Origin of the sequence: Methylobacterium sp. Leaf108 (genome assembly GCF_001423265.1) — a bacterium.
GTDB lineage: Bacteria > Pseudomonadota > Alphaproteobacteria > Rhizobiales > Beijerinckiaceae > Methylobacterium.
Genome location: NZ_LMND01000023.1, coordinates 159,678 through 176,910, shown reverse-complemented (window position 1 = coordinate 176,910; position 17,233 = coordinate 159,678). Strand labels below are relative to the sequence as shown.

14 protein-coding genes are annotated in these 17,233 nt (G+C 68.7%); 7 read left to right on the top strand and 7 right to left on the bottom strand.

The features are described from left to right. Positions 1–94: 94 nt before the first annotated feature. Together bioB and ASF39_RS11895 are read right to left on the bottom strand one after the other, a co-directional pair. Positions 95–1,105 carry a biotin synthase BioB gene (bioB, locus tag ASF39_RS11900; RefSeq protein WP_056284120.1) on the bottom strand — a complete coding sequence of 337 codons (1,011 nt, stop codon included), beginning with the start codon at positions 1,103–1,105 and terminating at the stop codon, positions 95–97. A 73-nt stretch (positions 1,106–1,178) separates the two neighbouring features. Continuing rightward, entirely contained in the window at positions 1,179–2,063 is an 885-nt protein-coding gene (locus ASF39_RS11895) for a fumarylacetoacetate hydrolase family protein (RefSeq protein WP_056284116.1), read from the bottom strand. A 405-nt stretch (positions 2,064–2,468) separates the two neighbouring features. On the opposite strand from ASF39_RS11895, the gene ASF39_RS11890 reads away from it, so the two are divergent. Next, complete coding sequence (locus ASF39_RS11890) at positions 2,469–3,821, top strand: outer membrane protein transport protein (protein ID WP_056284112.1); 1,353 nt, start codon at positions 2,469–2,471, stop codon at positions 3,819–3,821. Between the two features lie 68 nt (positions 3,822–3,889). On the opposite strand, the gene phaC is transcribed toward ASF39_RS11890, so the two are convergent. Next, a complete protein-coding gene (phaC, locus tag ASF39_RS11885) occupies positions 3,890–5,632 on the bottom strand; it encodes a class I poly(R)-hydroxyalkanoic acid synthase (RefSeq protein WP_200938214.1) in 1,743 nt (580 codons plus the stop codon). A 212-nt stretch (positions 5,633–5,844) separates the two neighbouring features. On the opposite strand from phaC, the gene ASF39_RS11880 reads away from it, so the two are divergent. The 3 genes from ASF39_RS11880 to ASF39_RS11870 all read left to right on the top strand — a co-directional run bounded on the left by ASF39_RS11880 (position 5,845) and on the right by ASF39_RS11870 (position 8,003). After that, the gene (locus ASF39_RS11880) at positions 5,845–6,174 is read left to right on the top strand and encodes a hypothetical protein (RefSeq protein ID WP_056284107.1); all 330 of its coding nucleotides are present in this window, start codon (positions 5,845–5,847) and stop codon (positions 6,172–6,174) included. A gap of 213 nt (positions 6,175–6,387) precedes the next feature. Then, positions 6,388–7,605 (top strand): LL-diaminopimelate aminotransferase, encoded by a 1,218-nt coding sequence (locus tag ASF39_RS11875; RefSeq protein WP_055886389.1) that lies wholly within the window; start codon positions 6,388–6,390, stop codon positions 7,603–7,605. Positions 7,606–7,790: 185 nt separating this feature from the next. Next, on the top strand, positions 7,791–8,003 hold the full coding sequence (locus tag ASF39_RS11870) for a hypothetical protein (RefSeq protein WP_056284105.1): 213 nt from the start codon (positions 7,791–7,793) through the stop codon (positions 8,001–8,003). 176 nt (positions 8,004–8,179) lie between these two features. On the opposite strand, the gene ASF39_RS11865 is transcribed toward ASF39_RS11870, so the two are convergent. Continuing rightward, a complete protein-coding gene (locus tag ASF39_RS11865) occupies positions 8,180–8,458 on the bottom strand; it encodes a hypothetical protein (protein WP_056284102.1) in 279 nt (92 codons plus the stop codon). Between the two features lie 288 nt (positions 8,459–8,746). On the opposite strand from ASF39_RS11865, the gene ASF39_RS11860 reads away from it, so the two are divergent. Next, positions 8,747–9,085 (top strand): hypothetical protein, encoded by a 339-nt coding sequence (locus ASF39_RS11860; protein ID WP_082494530.1) that lies wholly within the window; start codon positions 8,747–8,749, stop codon positions 9,083–9,085. A gap of 15 nt (positions 9,086–9,100) precedes the next feature. Here the strand turns inward: ASF39_RS11860 and ASF39_RS11855 are convergent, their stop codons facing one another. Further along, positions 9,101–10,360 carry a PAS domain-containing protein gene (locus ASF39_RS11855; protein WP_200938208.1) on the bottom strand — a complete coding sequence of 420 codons (1,260 nt, stop codon included), beginning with the start codon at positions 10,358–10,360 and terminating at the stop codon, positions 9,101–9,103. A gap of 222 nt (positions 10,361–10,582) precedes the next feature. On the opposite strand from ASF39_RS11855, the gene prfB reads away from it, so the two are divergent. Next, positions 10,583–11,711, top strand: a protein-coding gene (gene prfB / locus ASF39_RS11850; protein ID WP_156387689.1) for a peptide chain release factor 2 whose coding sequence is annotated in 2 segments (ribosomal slippage) — positions 10,583–10,651 and positions 10,653–11,711 — 1,128 coding nt in all. Because the reading frame shifts where the segments join, the coding sequence is not laid out codon by codon here. Positions 11,712–11,742: 31 nt separating this feature from the next. Here prfB and ASF39_RS11845 read toward each other — a convergent pair. Then, positions 11,743–12,987 (bottom strand): peptidoglycan DD-metalloendopeptidase family protein, encoded by a 1,245-nt coding sequence (locus tag ASF39_RS11845; RefSeq protein WP_082494528.1) that lies wholly within the window; start codon positions 12,985–12,987, stop codon positions 11,743–11,745. A gap of 88 nt (positions 12,988–13,075) precedes the next feature. Continuing rightward, entirely contained in the window at positions 13,076–13,543 is a 468-nt protein-coding gene (locus tag ASF39_RS11840) for a peroxiredoxin (RefSeq protein ID WP_056284449.1), read from the bottom strand. Positions 13,544–13,801: 258 nt separating this feature from the next. Here ASF39_RS11840 and ASF39_RS11835 point away from each other — a divergent pair, with 258 nt between their 5' ends. Further along, entirely contained in the window at positions 13,802–17,233 is a 3,432-nt protein-coding gene (locus ASF39_RS11835) for a DUF3971 domain-containing protein (protein WP_347379676.1), read from the top strand.

Here is a 17,233-nt window from a genome sequence, read left to right as displayed (position 1 = left end):
GCCACGCGATGACGTCGCGGCGTGGAGAACGGCCGGCGACACTGACGGTTAACCAGCCTGAGCGATCGCCGAACTGTAGACCGGTCGTCGATGCCTATTCGGCCGCCAGTGCGAGGCCGGGGACGGTGATCCCGATGTCGCGCAGGAGTTCGGCGTCGGCGTCGGTTTCGTTGTTGGCGGTGGTCAGGAGCCGCTCGCCGTAGAAGATCGAATTGGCGCCGGCGAGGAAACACAGGATCTGGGCCTCGCGGGTCAGTTCCTTCCGGCCGGCGCTCAGGCGCACGCGCGCGCGCGGCATCACGATCCGCGCCGTGGCGCACATCCGCACGATGTCGAGGGGATCGACGGGCGGACGGTCCTCGAGGGGGGTGCCGGGCACGGCGACGAGGGCGTTGATCGGCACGCTCTCAGGATGCGGCGCGTGGTTGGCGAGGACCTGGAGCATCCCGGCCCGGTCGCTGATCGCCTCGCCCATGCCGACGATGCCGCCGCAGCAGACGCCGATGCCGGCCTCGCGCACGTTCTCCAGCGTCGTCAGCCGGTCCTCGTAGGTCCGCGTCGAGATGATGTCGCCGTAGAAGTCCGGGCCGGTGTCGAGGTTGTGGTTGTAGGAGGTGAGGCCGGCCTCGGCCAGGCGCCCCGCCTGCGAGGCCGTGAGCATCCCCAGCGTCACGCAGGCCTCCATGCCCATGGCGCGGACCCCCCGCACCATGGCGAGGACGGCATCGAACTCCGGCCCGTCCTTGGGCTGGCGCCACGCCGCCCCCATGCAGAAGCGGTGGGCGCCCGAAGCCTTGGCGGCGGCGGCCTCGCGCAGCACCGTATCCACCGGCATCAGGCGTTCGCGCACCTGCCCGGCCTCCTTGTGGTGAGCCGATTGCGGACAATAGGCGCAGTCCTCCGGGCAACCGCCCGTCTTGATCGACAGGAGGCTCGCCCGCTGGATGTCGGCGGGATCGTTGTGCGCCCGGTGGACCTCGGCCGCCCGATACACGAGATCGAGCAGCGGCAGGTCGTGGATCGCCTGGATCTCCGCGACGGTCCAGTCGTGCCGGATCGCCGGGGATGCGTGGGACGGGGCGGAGGCGGAGGCGGTCTCGGTCATCCGCCTAAGAGGCCAATCCCGGCCGGAAAATCAAGCCGAGGGCGCAGTCGCCCGAGCCCGACTGCGAGCCGACTCAGTTCGTCGGCTCGCCCGCGGCGACCTTGGCCGTCCAGTCGTCGAAGGCGACCACCGTCTGGCGTTGCCGCCCGAGCCCCGCGATGCCGAGGCTGACCACGTCGCCGCTCTTCAGGTAGCGCGGCGGCTTCCGGGCGAGGCCGACGCCGGGCGGCGTACCGGTGGTGACGACGTCGCCGGGCTCCAGGATCATGAAATGGGACAGGTAGGCGACGATCTGCGCCACCCCGAAGATCATCGTCGCGGTGGAGCCGGTCTGCATGCGCTCGCCGTTGACGTCGAGATGCATCGCGAGGTCGTCGAGGGCCGGCACCTCGTCGAGGGTGACGAGCCAGGGCCCGAGGGGACCGAAGGTCGGGCAGCCCTTGCCCTTGGTCCAGGTGCCGCCGCGCTCCATCTGGAATTCGCGCTCCGAGACGTCGTTGCAGATGCAGACGCCGGCCACGTAATCGAGCGCCTCGTTGGCGTGGACGTAGGAGGCCGTCGCGCCGATCACCACGGCGAGTTCCACCTCCCAATCGGTCTTGGCCGAACCCTTGGGAAGGATGAGGTCGTCGTTCGGCCCGCAGATGCAGGACGGTGCCTTGTTGAACACGATCGGCTCGGAGGGGATCGCCGCGCCGGTCTCGGCCGCATGGTCGGCGTAGTTCAGGCCGATCGCGACGAAGTTGCGGGTCCCGCCGACGCAGGGGCCGAGCCGGGTACCGGCGGCGACCGGCGGCAGGCTCGCCGGGTCGATGGCGCGGATGCGCTCGAGGCTACTCCGGGACAGGTGGCGACCGGCAATATCCCGCACGATCCCCGACAGGTCGCGAATCGTGCCGTCGGCATCGATCAGACCGGGCCTCTCGTCGCCCCTCGCTCCATGGCGGACCAGCTTCATCTTTTTCGCCTCCCGTTGACGGTCGATTAGGGAAATTGGGCCTCTCCGCCCCAGGGCAAGGCCGAAACGCCGGCGACGCGACCGAACCTGTTGCACGAACCACACGGCCCCGCTCAACCGGACATCACCTGCGCGTTTTTGTCCGGCACCTGCATCATCCTGCAGAATGTTTAGATGTGAACCAATTCTCGACTCACGGTTTCGATATCCGAGAAAGATGACTCTCTACGATGAAAAGCGATATCTCATCTCTATAATTGAGACAAATATCGATTTTTTTCAAGACGAACGGAGGGATTGCGAAGTCACGGGAGGCGCGGCAATCATGTTCCCAAGGCGGCGGCACGGGGGGTTGGCTCGGGCACGCGAACGCCAGACACAAGAGCCAAGGCTGGGGAACGGGTCATGATCGGACATCTTCGGGGACTGGCCATCGCGGGCCTGTCGGCGACGGCCCTCACGGCGGGCTGGGGCGAGGCGCAGGCCGGCGCCTTCGCGATCCGCGAGCAGAGTGCACAGGCGCAGGGGTTGGCCTTCGCGGGCGCGGCCTCGGGCTCGGGCGGCGTCTCCTCCATGTTCTGGAACCCCGCCACGGTGACGATGGCGCCGGGCTTCGTGAAGGAGCAGAACCTCACCTTCATCAACCTCTCGGCGCGGATCACGCCCCAGGCCGGCACCAGCCCGGCCTTCGCCGGCCTCGGCGGCAGCGGCGACATCGGCCAGGGCGCCATCGTACCGGCCGGCGCGACGTCGTATCAGCTCAACGATCGGATCTGGCTCGGGCTCCAGACCGGGGCGCCGTTCGGCCTCGTGACCAAGCCGCGCAACACCTGGGCCGGCGAAGTCTACGGGCGCTCCAACCGGATCTTCTCCCTCTCCTTCAATCCTGTCATCGGCTACAAGGTCAACGAGTGGTTGTCCGTCGCCGCCGGGCCGAACATCGAGTATTTCCGCCTGACCTTGCGTCAAGCCACCGGCGTGCTCGCGGGACCTCCCTTCAACGTCCCCACCGTCGCCCTGCCCAGCACGTCGCTCAAGGGCGATTCCTGGGGTGTGGGCTTCACGGCCGGCGCGCTGATCACGGCCCCCACCGGCACCACGCTGGGCGTCGGCTACCGCTCGTCGGTGCACCATGAGATCGAGGGTGCCGTCGGCGTGCCGCTGGTGGCCCTCGCCGGCAGGGCCGGTCAGGTCAGGGCCAACTTCAACACCCCCGAGAAGGTCACGGTGGGCCTGACGCAGGCGATCAACCCGGTCACCCGCGTCAGCTTCGGCTTCGAGTGGGACAACTGGTCGAGGGCCGGCGACATCGGCATCGTCCAGCGCAGCTCGGGCCTGACCATCTCGTCGCTGCCGCTCAACTACAAGGACGGCTTCACCTATTCGGTCGGCGCCGAATACGACTGGTCGCCGAACCTGACCGTGCGCGGCGGCGTCGCCTACGAGATCTCGCCGATCGACTTCGAGAACCGTTCCGTGCGGCTTCCCGACAGCGACCGCTTCAACGTCTCGCTGGGTGCGAGCTACCGCTGGAACGAGAAGCTCACCCTGCTGCTGGCCTATTCCCACCTGTTCCTGGTCGGCGACAGCAAGATCCTGGCGGGCGCCGGGCGCGACTACAACGAGCGCCTGCTCACCGGCCAGAGCATCGCGTTCGCCGCCGACACCCGCGGCAGCGCCGACATCGTGTCCGTGGGCTTCCGCTACGTCTTCGGCGAGCCGGTGCGTCCGGTCGCTCCGATCGTCCGCAAGTATTGAGCAAGGCCTGAAATCGGCACCGGCCGCGGAGGAATTCCGCGGCCCGGCGCCGGCGGCAGGCTGCGACGTCACGCCTTCATGCGGACGTAGGTGCCCGGTGCGGGCCCGAGCGAAGGAAGGCCGGCCGCACCCGGGACGCGCGCCGGAACGCGGGCGGGCGCCTGATGCTCCAGCCAGGAGAACCAGTAGGGCCACCACGATCCCTTGGTCTCGGTGGCGGCGGCCAGCCAATCCTCGAAACGGCCCTTGGCCGGCCCTCCGGTCCAGAAGCCGTATTTCGGCTTGTCGGGCGGGTTGACGACGCCGGCGATGTGGCCGGACCCGGCCACCACGAGGTCGACCTTGCCGCCGAATTTCGACGAGCCCTCGAACACCGACAGAGCCGGGGCGATGTGGTCCTCGCGGGTGGCGAGGTTGAAGACCGGAACCTTCACCTTCTTCAGGTCGAGGCGGATGTTGCCGATGGTCATCTTGCCCCGCGCGAGGGTGTTCTCCAGGTAGCAGTTGCGCAGGTAGAACGAGTGGTTGGCCGCCGGCATTCGGGTGGCGTCGGCGTTCCAGTAGAGCAGGTCGAAGGGCAGCGGCTTCTTGCCCTTGACGTAGTTGTTGACGACGTAGGACCAGATGAGATCGTTGGGCCGCAGCATGTTGAACGCGGCGGCCATGCCCGACCCCTCGAGGTAGCCGCGTTTCTTCATCTTGGCCTCGATGGCGCTGATCTGCCCCTCGTCGGCGAACACCTTGAGATCGCCGGCGTGGGTGAAATCCACCTGCGTCGTGAGGAAGGTGGCGCTCTTGATGCGCTTGTTGCCGGTGGCCGCCTGCATCGCCAGGGTCACCGCCAGCAGGGTGCCGCCGACGCAGTAGCCGGCCGCGGCGACCTCCGTCTCGCCGGTGGCGACCCCGATGGCGTCGATGGCCGCCTCGATACCCTCGCGCATGTAGCTCTCGAAGTCCTTGCCGGCATGACGCTCGTCCGGATTGACCCAGGAGATGCAGAACACGGTCAGGCCCTGCGAGACCATCCAGCGGATCAGGCTCTTCTGCGGGTTGAGATCGAGGATGTAGAACTTGTTGATCCACGGCGGCACGATCAGGAACGGGCGCTTGAGCACCGTCTCGGTGGTGGGCGCGTACTGGATCAGCTCGATCAGGTCGTTGCGGAACACCACCTCGCCCGGCGTCACCGCCATGTTGACGCCGACCTCGAAGTTGGAAGGGTCGGTCTGGCGCACCCGCAACTGCCCCTTGCCCGCCTCGATGTCCTCGGCGAGCATCTTCATGCCGCGCACGAGGTTGGCGCCGTTCTCCTCCAGGGTGTGGCGGATGAGCTCGGGATTGGTCATCACGAAGTTCGACGGCGACAGGGCACCCGCGATCTGGCGCAGGTAGAACTGCGCCTTGTGCCGTGTGTGGTCGTCGATGCCGTCGGCTTCGACCACGAGCTCCTCGGCCCAGCGCGAGGTGATCAGGTAGCTCTGCTTGATGAAGTCGAAGACCGGGTTGGCCGACCAGTCGGCGTGCTTGAACCGGGTGTCCTTGGGCTCGGGTTCGGCCACCGGCGGCACCGCCTCGCCCTGGAGCCGATGCCAGGTCGAGCCCCACAGGGCGATGAAGGCCTCGCTCAGCTTGGCCTGCGCCTGCATCGCCTTCTGAGGATCGACCATCCAGCTCTCGGCCACCGTGCCGAGGGTGCGGACCACGTCGTTGACCTCTTCCGGGGGCTCGATCGGCTCGGGAACGGCGAGGGCGCCCGGCTGCGCCACCTTCGGCGCCATGTAGAGAGCGGCGGCGCGTCCGAACTCCTCCATGAACTGACTGGCGTTGCGGGACAGGGCCTCGATATCGGGCCGCGGCGTGGTGCTGTCGATGCTCACGCGTGCGAGTCTCCCTGAGTGTCGGCCTTGTCGCCTGCCACCGTGCCGGGTCCGATGCGGTGGGGCTAGCCTCGTTTCCGCCAAATTAACGCGCGAGTGCGACGGGACGCTACGGGATTCGCACCGCTTTCTCGCGCAGGACCGACATGCTCCGGCTCGCCGTCCCCGCCCTCGTCGTCCTGGCTCTGGCGGTCACCGGCTGTTCGGGCGACGTCAGCCCGCTGCGCCAGGCCTACATGGCGCCTGCCGCCAAGCCCGTCGCGGCGCCGGAATTCGTGGCCGGCTCGCGCAAGACCGACGAGACGTTCCTGCCGGTGGGCGTCTCGGCACCGGCGCGACCGATCCGCGCCCGCTCCAGCGAAGGCGCCAAGGCGCTGGCGGCCGAACTCGAAGGCGCGCGCGGCGCCAACGAAGCCAAGGGCCGGGCCGCCGAGAGCGCGGCGCGCGCCACCAAGCCCGCCAGCGCGACGCCCTAGACAGGGTCGCGTCGGCAGGCCAACGCTTCACCCTGCTCAGGTCGTTGGTCTGTCGCAGGTTTTCGACGCAAGGCCGGTGACCGCTTTTGCGAAACCCGCCTAGAGATTCCGGGTCGGCGTTTGGGCCGCGTGGTGCTAGACTCCCGCCGATGTCAAAGCGATGACAGATCAGCATGGACGGGCTTGCCCGTTCCGATGGACACCGTGAAGGCCATGACCGACTTCCACCGCATCAAGCGCCTGCCGCCCTACGTGTTCGAGCAGGTGAACCGGATCAAGGCCCAGGCCCGCGCCAACGGCGCCGACATCATCGACCTCGGCATGGGCAACCCGGACCTCGACGCGCCCAAGCACGTCATCGCCAAGCTGGTGGAAACCGCCGGTCGGCCGCGCACCGACCGCTACTCCTCGTCGAAGGGCATCGCCGGCCTGCGCCGGGCGCAGGCGAACTATTACCAGCGCCGCTTCGGGGTCGGCCTGAACCCTGACACGCAGGTGGTGGCCACGCTCGGCTCGAAGGAAGGTTTCGCCAACATGGCGCAGGCGATCACCGCGCCGGGCGACGTGGTGCTGGTGCCCAACCCGAGCTACCCGATCCACGCCTTCGGCTTCCTGATGGCCGGCGGCGTCATCCGCTCCGTCCCGGCCGAGCCGACACCGGCCTTCTTCCCGGCGGTCGAAAAGGCGATGCAGCACTCGATTCCCAAGCCCGTGGCGATCGTGGTCTGCTACCCTTCGAACCCGACGGCCTACGTCGCCTCCCTCGATTTCTACCGGGACCTCGTCGCCTTCGCCAAGCGCCACGAGATCATCATCCTGTCCGACCTCGCCTATGCCGAGGTCTATTTCGAGGGCGAGCCGCCGCCTTCGGTGCTGCAGGTGCCCGGCGCCATGGATTGCACCGTGGAGTTCACCTCGCTCTCGAAGACCTTCTCCATGGCCGGCTGGCGCATGGGCTTTGCGGTCGGCAACGAACGGCTGCTCGCCGCGCTCACCCGCGTGAAATCCTACCTCGACTACGGCGCCTTCACGCCGATCCAGGTGGCGGCCACCGCTGCCCTCAACGGCCCGGAGGATTGCATCGTCGAGATGCGCTCGATCTACAAGAAGCGCCGCGATGCCCTGATCGAGTCCTTCGACAAGACCGGCTGGAAGATCCCGAGCCCATCGGCGTCGATGTTCGCCTGGGTGCCGATCCCCGACAAGTTCAAGGACCTCGGCAGCCTCGAGTTCTCCAAGCTGCTTTTGGAGAAGTCGGATGTGGCGGTGGCTCCCGGCATCGGCTTCGGCGAGCACGGCGACGCCTTCGTGCGCATCGCGCTGGTGGAGAACGAGCAGCGTATCCGGCAGGCGGCGCGCAACATCCGGCGGTTCTTCGAGAACGCCGACCGGACGCTGCACAACGTCGTCCCCATGGCCAAGGCCGGGTGAGCACGCCGACAGCCCGACCCGGGAGCGCATCGTTTTTCGCCCTGCCGACAACCTTGTTGCCGGCAGGCGACACGTCTGCGCAAACGACGATGCCGGCCATGCGCGGGTGGCGCACATGCTTGTCATGTCGTGGAGGGCGGATGCAGGGTCCTGCGATGCCGAACGGCGGGTGATCCGAGGATGGTATGCGTCGACTGAACCTGACCGTTTCACTGCTGCTGGCCGCATCGGCGAGCGCGTGTGCGCCCAATCCGATCGTCGCCCGCGATCCCGTCCCGGCTCCGGCACCCGGCATCGCCTATGTCTGCGACACGCGCCCCCTCGTCCTGAACGCGATGTCGAGCACCTGCGAACCGGTCGAGCGTCAGCCGCAGGTCGTTCTTCGCACCAAGGGCTGATGGATCACACCATTTCCGGTTGATCACTTCGTGATTCGGACATGGGTTTCGCTCAGGCGCCGTGCGGGCTCGGTGATACGGTTCCCGCTTGATCCAAGCGGAAACCGTATCAGCCATGAAAAAGGAGGCCGGACCAACGGTCCGACCTCCTCCTCGACGACGATCGACGTCGTGATTTAGCGAGCGGGCGTCGGGTTCGAGGGCTTGGGCGCTACGGTCGGGTCGCCGGTGACCATCCCGTTGCTGCCCGGCGCCATACGCGCGCCCGGCGCCACGGCGGTCCCGGTGGTCGAGGGCGCGGCCTCCATGCTGTCGCCCTTTCCGACGACGCCCGACTTCGAACCGGCCGCGTTGGTACCGACGCTGTCGTGGGTGGCCGGGCCGCTCTGCGCAAAGGCGGCGCCGGAGAGGCCGACGAGGACGGTGGCGACGGCAAGAGTCGTACTGCGAATCATGATGAGATTTCCACGGTTGTGATGGGTTGCTGGCCTATCAACGCGGCATTCGCCGTTTCGTTCGGCAGCGATTGCCTCGATTGACGCCAATGCCAGATCCGATCACGCGGCTAGGCCCGACCACTCGGCCGAGCGGGGAATCAGCGCCGTGCGAGGACCGCATGTGATAGGCTTCCCGCAACCGACCGCCATTGAACCCGTCGTCTCGCGGAACGCCGACCACCGCCCAGGATATTGCAGATGACACGCTTTCCGAAGACTGCTTTCTGCGCGTCACGCCCGCACGGAATGCGACCGTCCGCCTGGACTTTGGGCGCGATGCTGGCCTGCGCGATTCCGTTCGCGGCCGGTTCGGCCGAAGCCCAGCAGGGTCGTGCGCTCGGCGCCTACGGTCCGGTCGTGTTGCGGGTCGACCGCGATACCGGGCAGCCCATCGTCGGACCCGAACGGCAGGATCTGCGTGCCGTGCGCGCGGTCCCCGTCCCCACCGTCATGAACGGAAGCGGGTTCGGCCTGTCGGGCGTCGACTACTACAGCGACGGCCTTCACGAGGGCCCGCTGCGCACCGGCAGGCGGACCAACGACTTCATCCTGGCGCCGGCCCTCCGGCCCGAACGGAGCCGCTGACTCTCTGCAGCGCCGTCAGACCGGTGCGGCGACGATAGCCAGGGGCAGCTCGATCCGGACCCTGGTGCCGGACGGGCTCATCGGGCCGATGGTCGTCTCTGCGCCGAGCTGGCGCGAGAGCGTCTGGATGAGCGACTGGCCGAACGTGCTCAGCCGCGTCGCGGTGGGCGAGACGCCGACCCCGTCGTCCTCGATCACCGCGACGATGCAGGTCGCCTCGCGCGCGATGCTCACCGCCAGCGTCCCCGGCGTGCCCGGGGGAAACGCGTGCTTGAGGGCATTGGTGAACAGCTCGTTGAAGAGCAACGCCAGGGCAGCGGACTTGCCGGCCTGAACGAGCACCGGCATCAGGTCGAGCCGGACGCGGATGTCGGTGCGGCCGGTCGCCCCGACGAGGTCGTCGAGCAGATCGCGGACGTAGTCGGCCACGTCGAACCGGGAGACGTCGCCCGACCGGTGCAGCCGGTGATGGACGGTGCTCAGGGCCTCGACGCGCGAGAGGGTATCCAGCAGGCTGTCGCGAAGGCGCAGGTCAGAGCGATCGAGACTCTGCAGCAGGATCATCGCGGAGACCATCTGCAGATTGTTCTTCACGCGATGGTCGATCTCGTGGACCAGTGTCGTCGCGGTCTCGAGGGCGGCGGCCAAGGCGAGATTGGCGTGGCGCAGTTCGTCGGTCTGCCGGTGCTGGTCGGTCACGTCGACCTGGGTGGCGAAGAAGTACCGGACCTCGCCGGACTTTCCGCGAACCGGGCTCAGGGACAGGGCATTGTGGAAGGCCGACCCGTCCTTGCGATAGTTGACGAGCTCGACCGTGAGATCCACTCCCGCCGCGATCGCGCGGCGAATGTCGGCGATGGCGGCGGCGTCGCTGTCCGGTCCCTGGAGAAAACGGCAGTTGCGACCCATCACCTCCAGGAGGGAGTAGCCGGTCAGGCGCAGGAAGGCGTCGTTGGCGAAGACGATGGGGTGATCGGGCAGAGTCGGGTCCGTCATCACCATGGCGATGCTCGACGCACGCATGGCCTCCGCGAACGGATGGGTTCGATCCAGATCGATCGACGGCATGGTCATCTCGTGCCGGGCCTCGGCCTCGCTCCGCTCGGCGGCACGCCGCGAAGCGTGCCGAGCCGTTCGCCCGACGATATCGGGCCATCGTGGGTTAAGCCGATCGATCGTCGCCCGATAGTGTCCGACGACATGGTTTACTGCCGACGACCGGTTTACCGCTTGTTTTACACAAAGAAATCGCGTCGGAAGGAAGGCATCGGGCATCGGACCGACCGGAGGAGAAATTCTGAATTCAGGTCTTCCGCCTCGCCGACGACCGATCAGCCCCGGCGCGAGGGTCCGAAGGAGGGGAGGGCGCGGGGGCCGCGGGAGATGCGGACCGCGTCGTGCGCTGCGATCCGGGCAATGCGAGCGGCGGCGGCGTTTACACCCCCGCCGGGCGGCGCTATCACACCGCTCCCCGCCCAACGCTGTGTGAAACACCTGATGCGCGCCGAGATCGAACAACTCTCGGATGCCGCCAAGCAGTCGATCGGACTGCTGAGGAGGCATCTTTGACTGGGATACCGTCGAGAAACGACTGGCGGAGCTGAACGCGGCCTCCGAAAATCCCGACCTCTGGAACGACGCCGAGGCCGCACAGGCGGTGATGCGCGACCGAACCCAGCTCGACGAGGCGGTCAGCGCCATCAAGAAGCTGTCGCAGGACCTCGAAGACGCCGCCACACTCATCGAACTCGGTGAGATGGAGGGTGACCAGGCCACGATCCTGGAAGGCGAGAACGGGGTCCGCGCCGTGGAGGCGGAGGCCGCGCGCCGCCAGATCGAGACGCTGCTTTCGGGCGAGGCCGATGGGCTCGACACCTACGTCGAAGTCCACGCGGGCGCCGGCGGCACCGAGAGCCAGGACTGGGCCAACATGCTCCAGCGCATGTATGCGCGCTGGGCCGAGCGGCGGAAGTACAAGGTCGAGATCGTCGAATGGTCGGACGGTGACGAGGCCGGGATCAAGGGCGCCACGCTCCTGGTCAAGGGCCACAACGCCTACGGCTGGCTCAAGACCGAATCCGGTGTCCACCGCCTCGTGCGGATCTCGCCCTACGATTCGAGCGCGCGCCGCCACACCAGCTTCGCCAGCGTGCGGGTCTACCCCCTGATCGACGACCGCATCGTCATCGAGATCAAGGAATCGGACTGCCGCATCGACACCTATCGGTCGTCGGGCGCCGGCGGCCAGCACGTGAACACGACCGATTCGGCCGTGCGCATCACCCACAATCCCACCGGGATCGTGGTGGCGTGCCAGCAGGAACGCTCGCAGCACAAGAACCGCGCCACCGCCTGGAACATGCTGCGCGCGCGCATGTACGAAGCCGAGCTGAAGAAGCGGGAAGAGAAGGCCAACGCGGAGAACGCGGCCAAGACCGACATCGGCTGGGGTCACCAGATCCGCAGCTACGTGCTGCAGCCCTACCAGCTGGTGAAGGACCTGCGCACCGGCACCCAGTCCACCGATCCCGATGCCGTCCTCGACGGGTCGCTCGACCCGTTCATGGAAGCGTCCCTGGCCCAGCGGGTCTATGGCGGGGCGGGCGAGGTCGAGGACATCGACTGATCGGTCTCGAGCGCCGTCGGTACCACGGCTCTCAACGACCGGCGTCGGACCAGGACTCGGCAGCGGCTGCCGCGCGCAGGAACCGCTGCGGATCGACCGGCTCGCCGTCGATCCGTGTCTCGTAGTGGAGATGGTTGCCGGTCGATCGTCCGGTGGAGCCGACCCGCCCGACGATCGCACCGGCCGCGACCGTCTGCCCGATGACCACCGCCAGCGACGAGAGATGAGCGTAGCGGGTCGCCAACCCGTTGCCGTGGTCGATCTCGACCATGTTGCCGTAGCCGCCGGCGTAATCCGCCGCCGTCACCCGTCCCGCCGCCGTGGCGCGGGCGGGTTCGCCGTATTCGGCCCTCATGTCGATGCCCGTGTGCATGGCGAGACCGCGGGTGAAGGGGTCGAGGCGCGGGCCGAAGGTGCTGGACGGCGTGAAGGCGCCGGACAAGGGCTGGCGCAGGGGGAGGGCGGCGGTGGCGCGGCGCCACTGCTCCTCCTCGGCCAGGGAGCGCTGCGCGTCCGACAGGGCGATGCCGAACGGGTCGGCGGCGAGCGGTACGAACGGACCTCCGAGCCCAACGCCGGCCTGACGGCCGAACCGCGAGGGATCGAGGCCGAGGCGGGCGACGACGCCCCTCATCCGGCGGGCATTGCTGCCGGCCCTCGCGGCGATGCGGTCGAGGGCGCGCGACTGCAGGGCCGCGAGGCGATCGAGGCGCTGCTCGACACTGGCCAGGGCCGGCCCGCTTTCCAGGGCGGAACGCCGGCCCTCGCTGCCGTCGTCCTCGCGCATCCTCAGCTCGAGGGCGTCGGGGGTGGGGAAAGGTTTTGCGGGGTTCCGCGCCGTCGCCCCGGTCGGCGAGGGGGGCGCCGCCTCTACGGGGTCGGCCGGCAGACCCGAGGACTCGCCGGCGAGGTTGGACAGGAGCGACTGGCGCCGCTCCAGGGCGGCCTGGCGGTCGGCGAGGTCGGTGATCCTGCCCTCGACCGTCGTGCGCACGGCGGCACGCTCCATCACCGCCCGGTCGAGCTGGAGCCTGAGGGCACCGATGCGCTCCTCGTAGGTGTATTGCATCGCGCTCTGCTGCGAGATGAAGCGGGCCAGCGCCTCGTCGTGGAATACGAGGTACCAGGTGACGGCACCGGCCCAGAGCACGGCGGCCGCCAGCGATACGGTCAGCACCCGCAGGCGCCGGCGCTCGTCCCGACCGCGAGCACTGCCGCCGACCTTCGTCGTGTCGGTGCGTTGAAGGAACGAGAACGGACGAGCGGCGAGACGCATCACTGGGGACCTGAGCCACGTGAGCGTCAGTTGAGGCCATTAGGGTTAAGGAACGGCAAAAAGGCCGGTCCAGTCCCGTGGCTCGGGGTCAGGCCAGCGCGCGGGCCGCCTCGAGGACCGCCTCGGCATGGCCGGGCACCTTCACCTTCGGCCACACCTGGGCGATGCGCCCGTCGCGGTCGATCAGGATCGTGGTCCGCTCCACGCCCATGTAGGTCTTGCCGTACATGCTCTTCTGGACCCAGACGCCGTAGGCCTCCAGCATCGCCTTGCCCTCGTCGGAAGCCAGGGGGAACGTCAGCCCGTACTTCGCCCGGAACTTGTCGTGGCTCTTGACCGAATCCGGGGAGACGCCGACGACGACCGTCTCGGTGGCCGCGAACGCCTCGCCGAGGGCGTTGAAGCCCTGGGCTTCGAGGGTACAACCACTGGTGTCGTCCTTGGGGTAGAAGTAGAGGATGACCTTGCGGCCTCTGAGCCCGGTGAGGGTGATCGTCTCGCCACCCGCACCGGGAAGTTCGAACGCGGGGGCGGCTTCGCCGACGACGAGGGGCATCATGCCTTCCTTTCGGCCGATTGATGGTGTGGCCATGGACGGGGTGTTACCGGCGCCGACGGACCGGACGACCGGGGCGGGGAGGCCCCGGCCAGGACGCCACGGCCACGGCGGGCCGAACACGACGGACGGATGGATATCTCGGGTCGGCACGCCGATCCAGCGGCGCAAGGATTGATGGTTCAGGAAACCGCCCACGGACCGCGCCGTACGCGTCGGCCCAACCGCCTGCGCCCGTTGCGATGGTGCGCCCTCGTGATGGTTCTGCTCGTCGTCGCGGTGGGCAGCGGCATCGTGCGCCTGGCATCGGGACCGCTGCGCATCGAGGGGCTGTCGGAGCAGGTCACCGCGGCGATCGCGTCGCGGATCGGTCCGGGCTGGCGCGTCGCCCTGCGCGACAGCGCCCTGCAGCTCGACGCCGAGCGATCCCTCGCCCTGGAGGTGAAGGGGCTCGATGTCATCAATCCGGAAGGCGCGCTCGTGATGAGGGCGCCGGCCGCGGTGGTCAGCATCGATACCTGGAGCCTGCTGCGGCTCTCGGTGCAACCGCGCTCGATCGAGTTCCGCGACCTGCAGATGACGGCCCTCGTCCATCGCGACGGGTCGATCGCCTTCGCGGCCGCCTCGCCGGGACATCCCGGCGAGGCGCAGCCGCATACGCTCCCGAGCGTCGACGCGGCGCGCGGCGTCGTCTCGCCGCTCTCGGCCTCCGTCGCCTCGATCTTCGGGATCGTTCTCGATTCCGCCGGGGTGGTCGGCGCCCTCGACCGGGCCCGCATCACCAACGGCAAGCTCACCCTCATCGACGACGACGCCCGCGAGCGGGCGGTGTTCGACCGGGTCAACGCCCTGTTCAGCCGGGATGTCGCCCGCAACGCGCGCATCTTCGAACTGCGGATCGACGGTCCGCACGGGGAATGGCGGCTCGGCGGCAACCTGCAGGAAGCGGCCGGCGACCTCGCAGCGACCGGTGGCGACCCCGACGAGACCGACGCCACCCTCAGAACGACGCGCGGCGCGCGGCGCAGTGGCGTCATCACCCTCGACGACCTGCCGGTCACCGATTTCCTGCTGCTGTCGGGCCAGTCGAAACTGCCCGTGACCACCGACCTGAAGCTCTCGGCCAAGGCCGACGTCGTCCTCGACGGAGGCCGCATCGAGAGCATGCGGGTGGGGCTGCACACCGGCGGCGGCAACCTGCTGATCGAGGAGAAGGACTTCAACCCGGTCACCATCGAGAGCCTGCGCGCAGCCGCCACCTGGGACGAGGCCGCCCGATCGATGCAGATCGAGGAGATCGACTATCGCGGCGCGGGCAACGCCGTGCGCCTCGCCGGCGCCTGGACGGCCGGCCCCGCCGGTGCGGAGACGGATTGGTCACTGGCCTTGTCGGGGCGCGACGCGGTCCTGCGCGGAGCCACGCCAAAGGACCAGCCGGTCGCCGTCGCGAAGCTCGACGCCAGGCTCGTCGGCCGGGCCGGCGGCATCACCATCGACGACCTCACCATGGAGGCCGGCGGCGGCCGCGGCCGGATCACCGGCAGCATCGGCACGGCCGCGGACGACGACGGGCTGACGCTGCACATCACCGCCGGCGGCACGGACGGACGCACGGCCCTGCGCCTGTGGCCCGAGCACGTGGCCCCGCCCGCCCGCAATTACCTCGTGGACAACCTGCGTGGCGGCAAGGTCGAGGCCGTCGACATCGTCGTGGACATGAGCGCTGCGGAGCTCGCCTCGGCCACCCGTGGCGAGCCGATGCCGGACAATGCGGTCAACATCCGCTTCTCCGTGGCCGACGCGGTCCTCGGCGTCTCGCCGGACGCGCCACCCTTGAGCCAGGGCAGGGCCACCGGAACGATCACCGGGCAGAGCACGACCATCAAGGGCGTCACCGCCGAGATCCGCATGGCGGACAACCGCAGCCTGGCCATCTCCGACGGCTCCTTCGTCATCAAGGAGATCACCCCCGACAAGGTGGTGGCGCAGATCGGGCTCAAGCTCGGCGGCGGGGCCGACGGATTGGCGGCCCTCCTGCAGACCAAGATGTTCAAGAGCGTCACGGGTGCGGACATCGAGCCCGCCAACGTCAAGGGCCACGCCGACCTGAGGATCGATTTCCCCCTCGACCTCAAGAACATGCCCGATCTGGCCGACCTGCCGGCGACCATGACCGGAACGCTCACCGACCTCAGCTACGACAAGGCCTTCGGCAAGGACCGCCTCGACGCCGGCCGGTTCACGGTCGCCTACGACCGCAACGGCTTCACGTTGAAAGGGGACGGAAAGGTCGCCGGCGCGCCCCTCACGGTAGACCTGCGCCAGCCCAAGGCCGGCGGCGTGGGCGAGGTTCTGGTCAACCTGTCCCTCGACGAAGCTCTGCGCGCGCGCAAGGGCATGCCGGTGGCGCCCCAGCTCAGCGGTTCGATCCCGACCCGGATCACGGTGCCGATCGGCCGCAGCGGCCCGGCCAAGAGCCATATCCGGGTCGAGGCCGATTTGACGAAGGCGGGGATCGACGTCACCGGCCTCGTCAAATCGGCCGGCAAGGCCGGACGCCTGACCTTCACGATGGTCGATGGCGGCCAGGGCGGCGGCATGGAACTGCGCGACATGGTTCTCGACGCCGCGCCGGGCTCGGCCCGCGGCAACGTGGTGCTCTCGGCCGACGGGGGGCTCGAGCGGGTCGAGCTCTCGTCGCTCAAACTGTCGCCGGGCGACGACATGCGGCTGCAGGCCGAGCGGGCCGGGGCCGGCTACAAGCTCGTCGTCAAGGGCCAGGTCGCCGATGCCAGGCCGTTCCTGAAGAGCCTCGGCGGTCCCGACGGGAAGCCGTCCAAGGACGGCGCCGTCAAGGACGTCGATGCCGACGTCACCCTCGCCATCGTCACCGGCTTCAACGGCGAGGTCCTCACCGGCGCCACCTTCCGCGTGACGACGAAGGGCAAGGACATCCGCAGCGCCCAGTTCGCCGGCAAGTTCCGCGGCACGCCCTTCCAGGCCCAGATCTCCCGCGGCGAGCGCGGCGTGCCGACCCTGGCGGTGGAGGCCGCCGATGCCGGCGCGACCCTGCGCTTCGCCGACATCTACCGGCGGATGTACGGCGGCAGCCTGTCCATGAGCAGCGCCCTGAACGATGGCCCGCAGGCCGGGGTCGTGCGCATCACCAACTTCACCCTGCGCAACGAGCCGGCCCTGTCGAGCATCATCGCGCAGGGGCCGACCACCAGCGAGGTCGTCGATTCGCGCGGGCGCAAGCAGGTCGTCCAGGGCCAGGGCAGCGAGGTCAGCTTCGACCGGCTGCGGGCCAATTTCACGCGCACCGGATCCCGCGTCGACTTCACCGACGCAGCGATCTCGAATGCCGCGATGGGCTTCACCCTGAGCGGCTTCCTCGACACCAGCCGCGAGCGCACCGACGTGAAGGGCACCTTCGTGCCGCTGTACGGGCTCAACAACGTGGTCTCGCAGCTGCCGCTGTTCGGGCAGCTCCTCGGCGGCGGCAACAACGAGGGGCTGTTCGCCCTCAACTTCCGCGTCTCGGGGCGCCTGACGTCGCCGGACGTGAGCGTCAATCCGCTCTCCGCCCTGGCGCCGGGCATCCTGCGCAAGCTCTTCAGCGCGGGCGGCGAGGGGCCCGAGACGACGGGCAACAACGGACAGCGCGGCCGAAGCGACGGCGAACGCTGA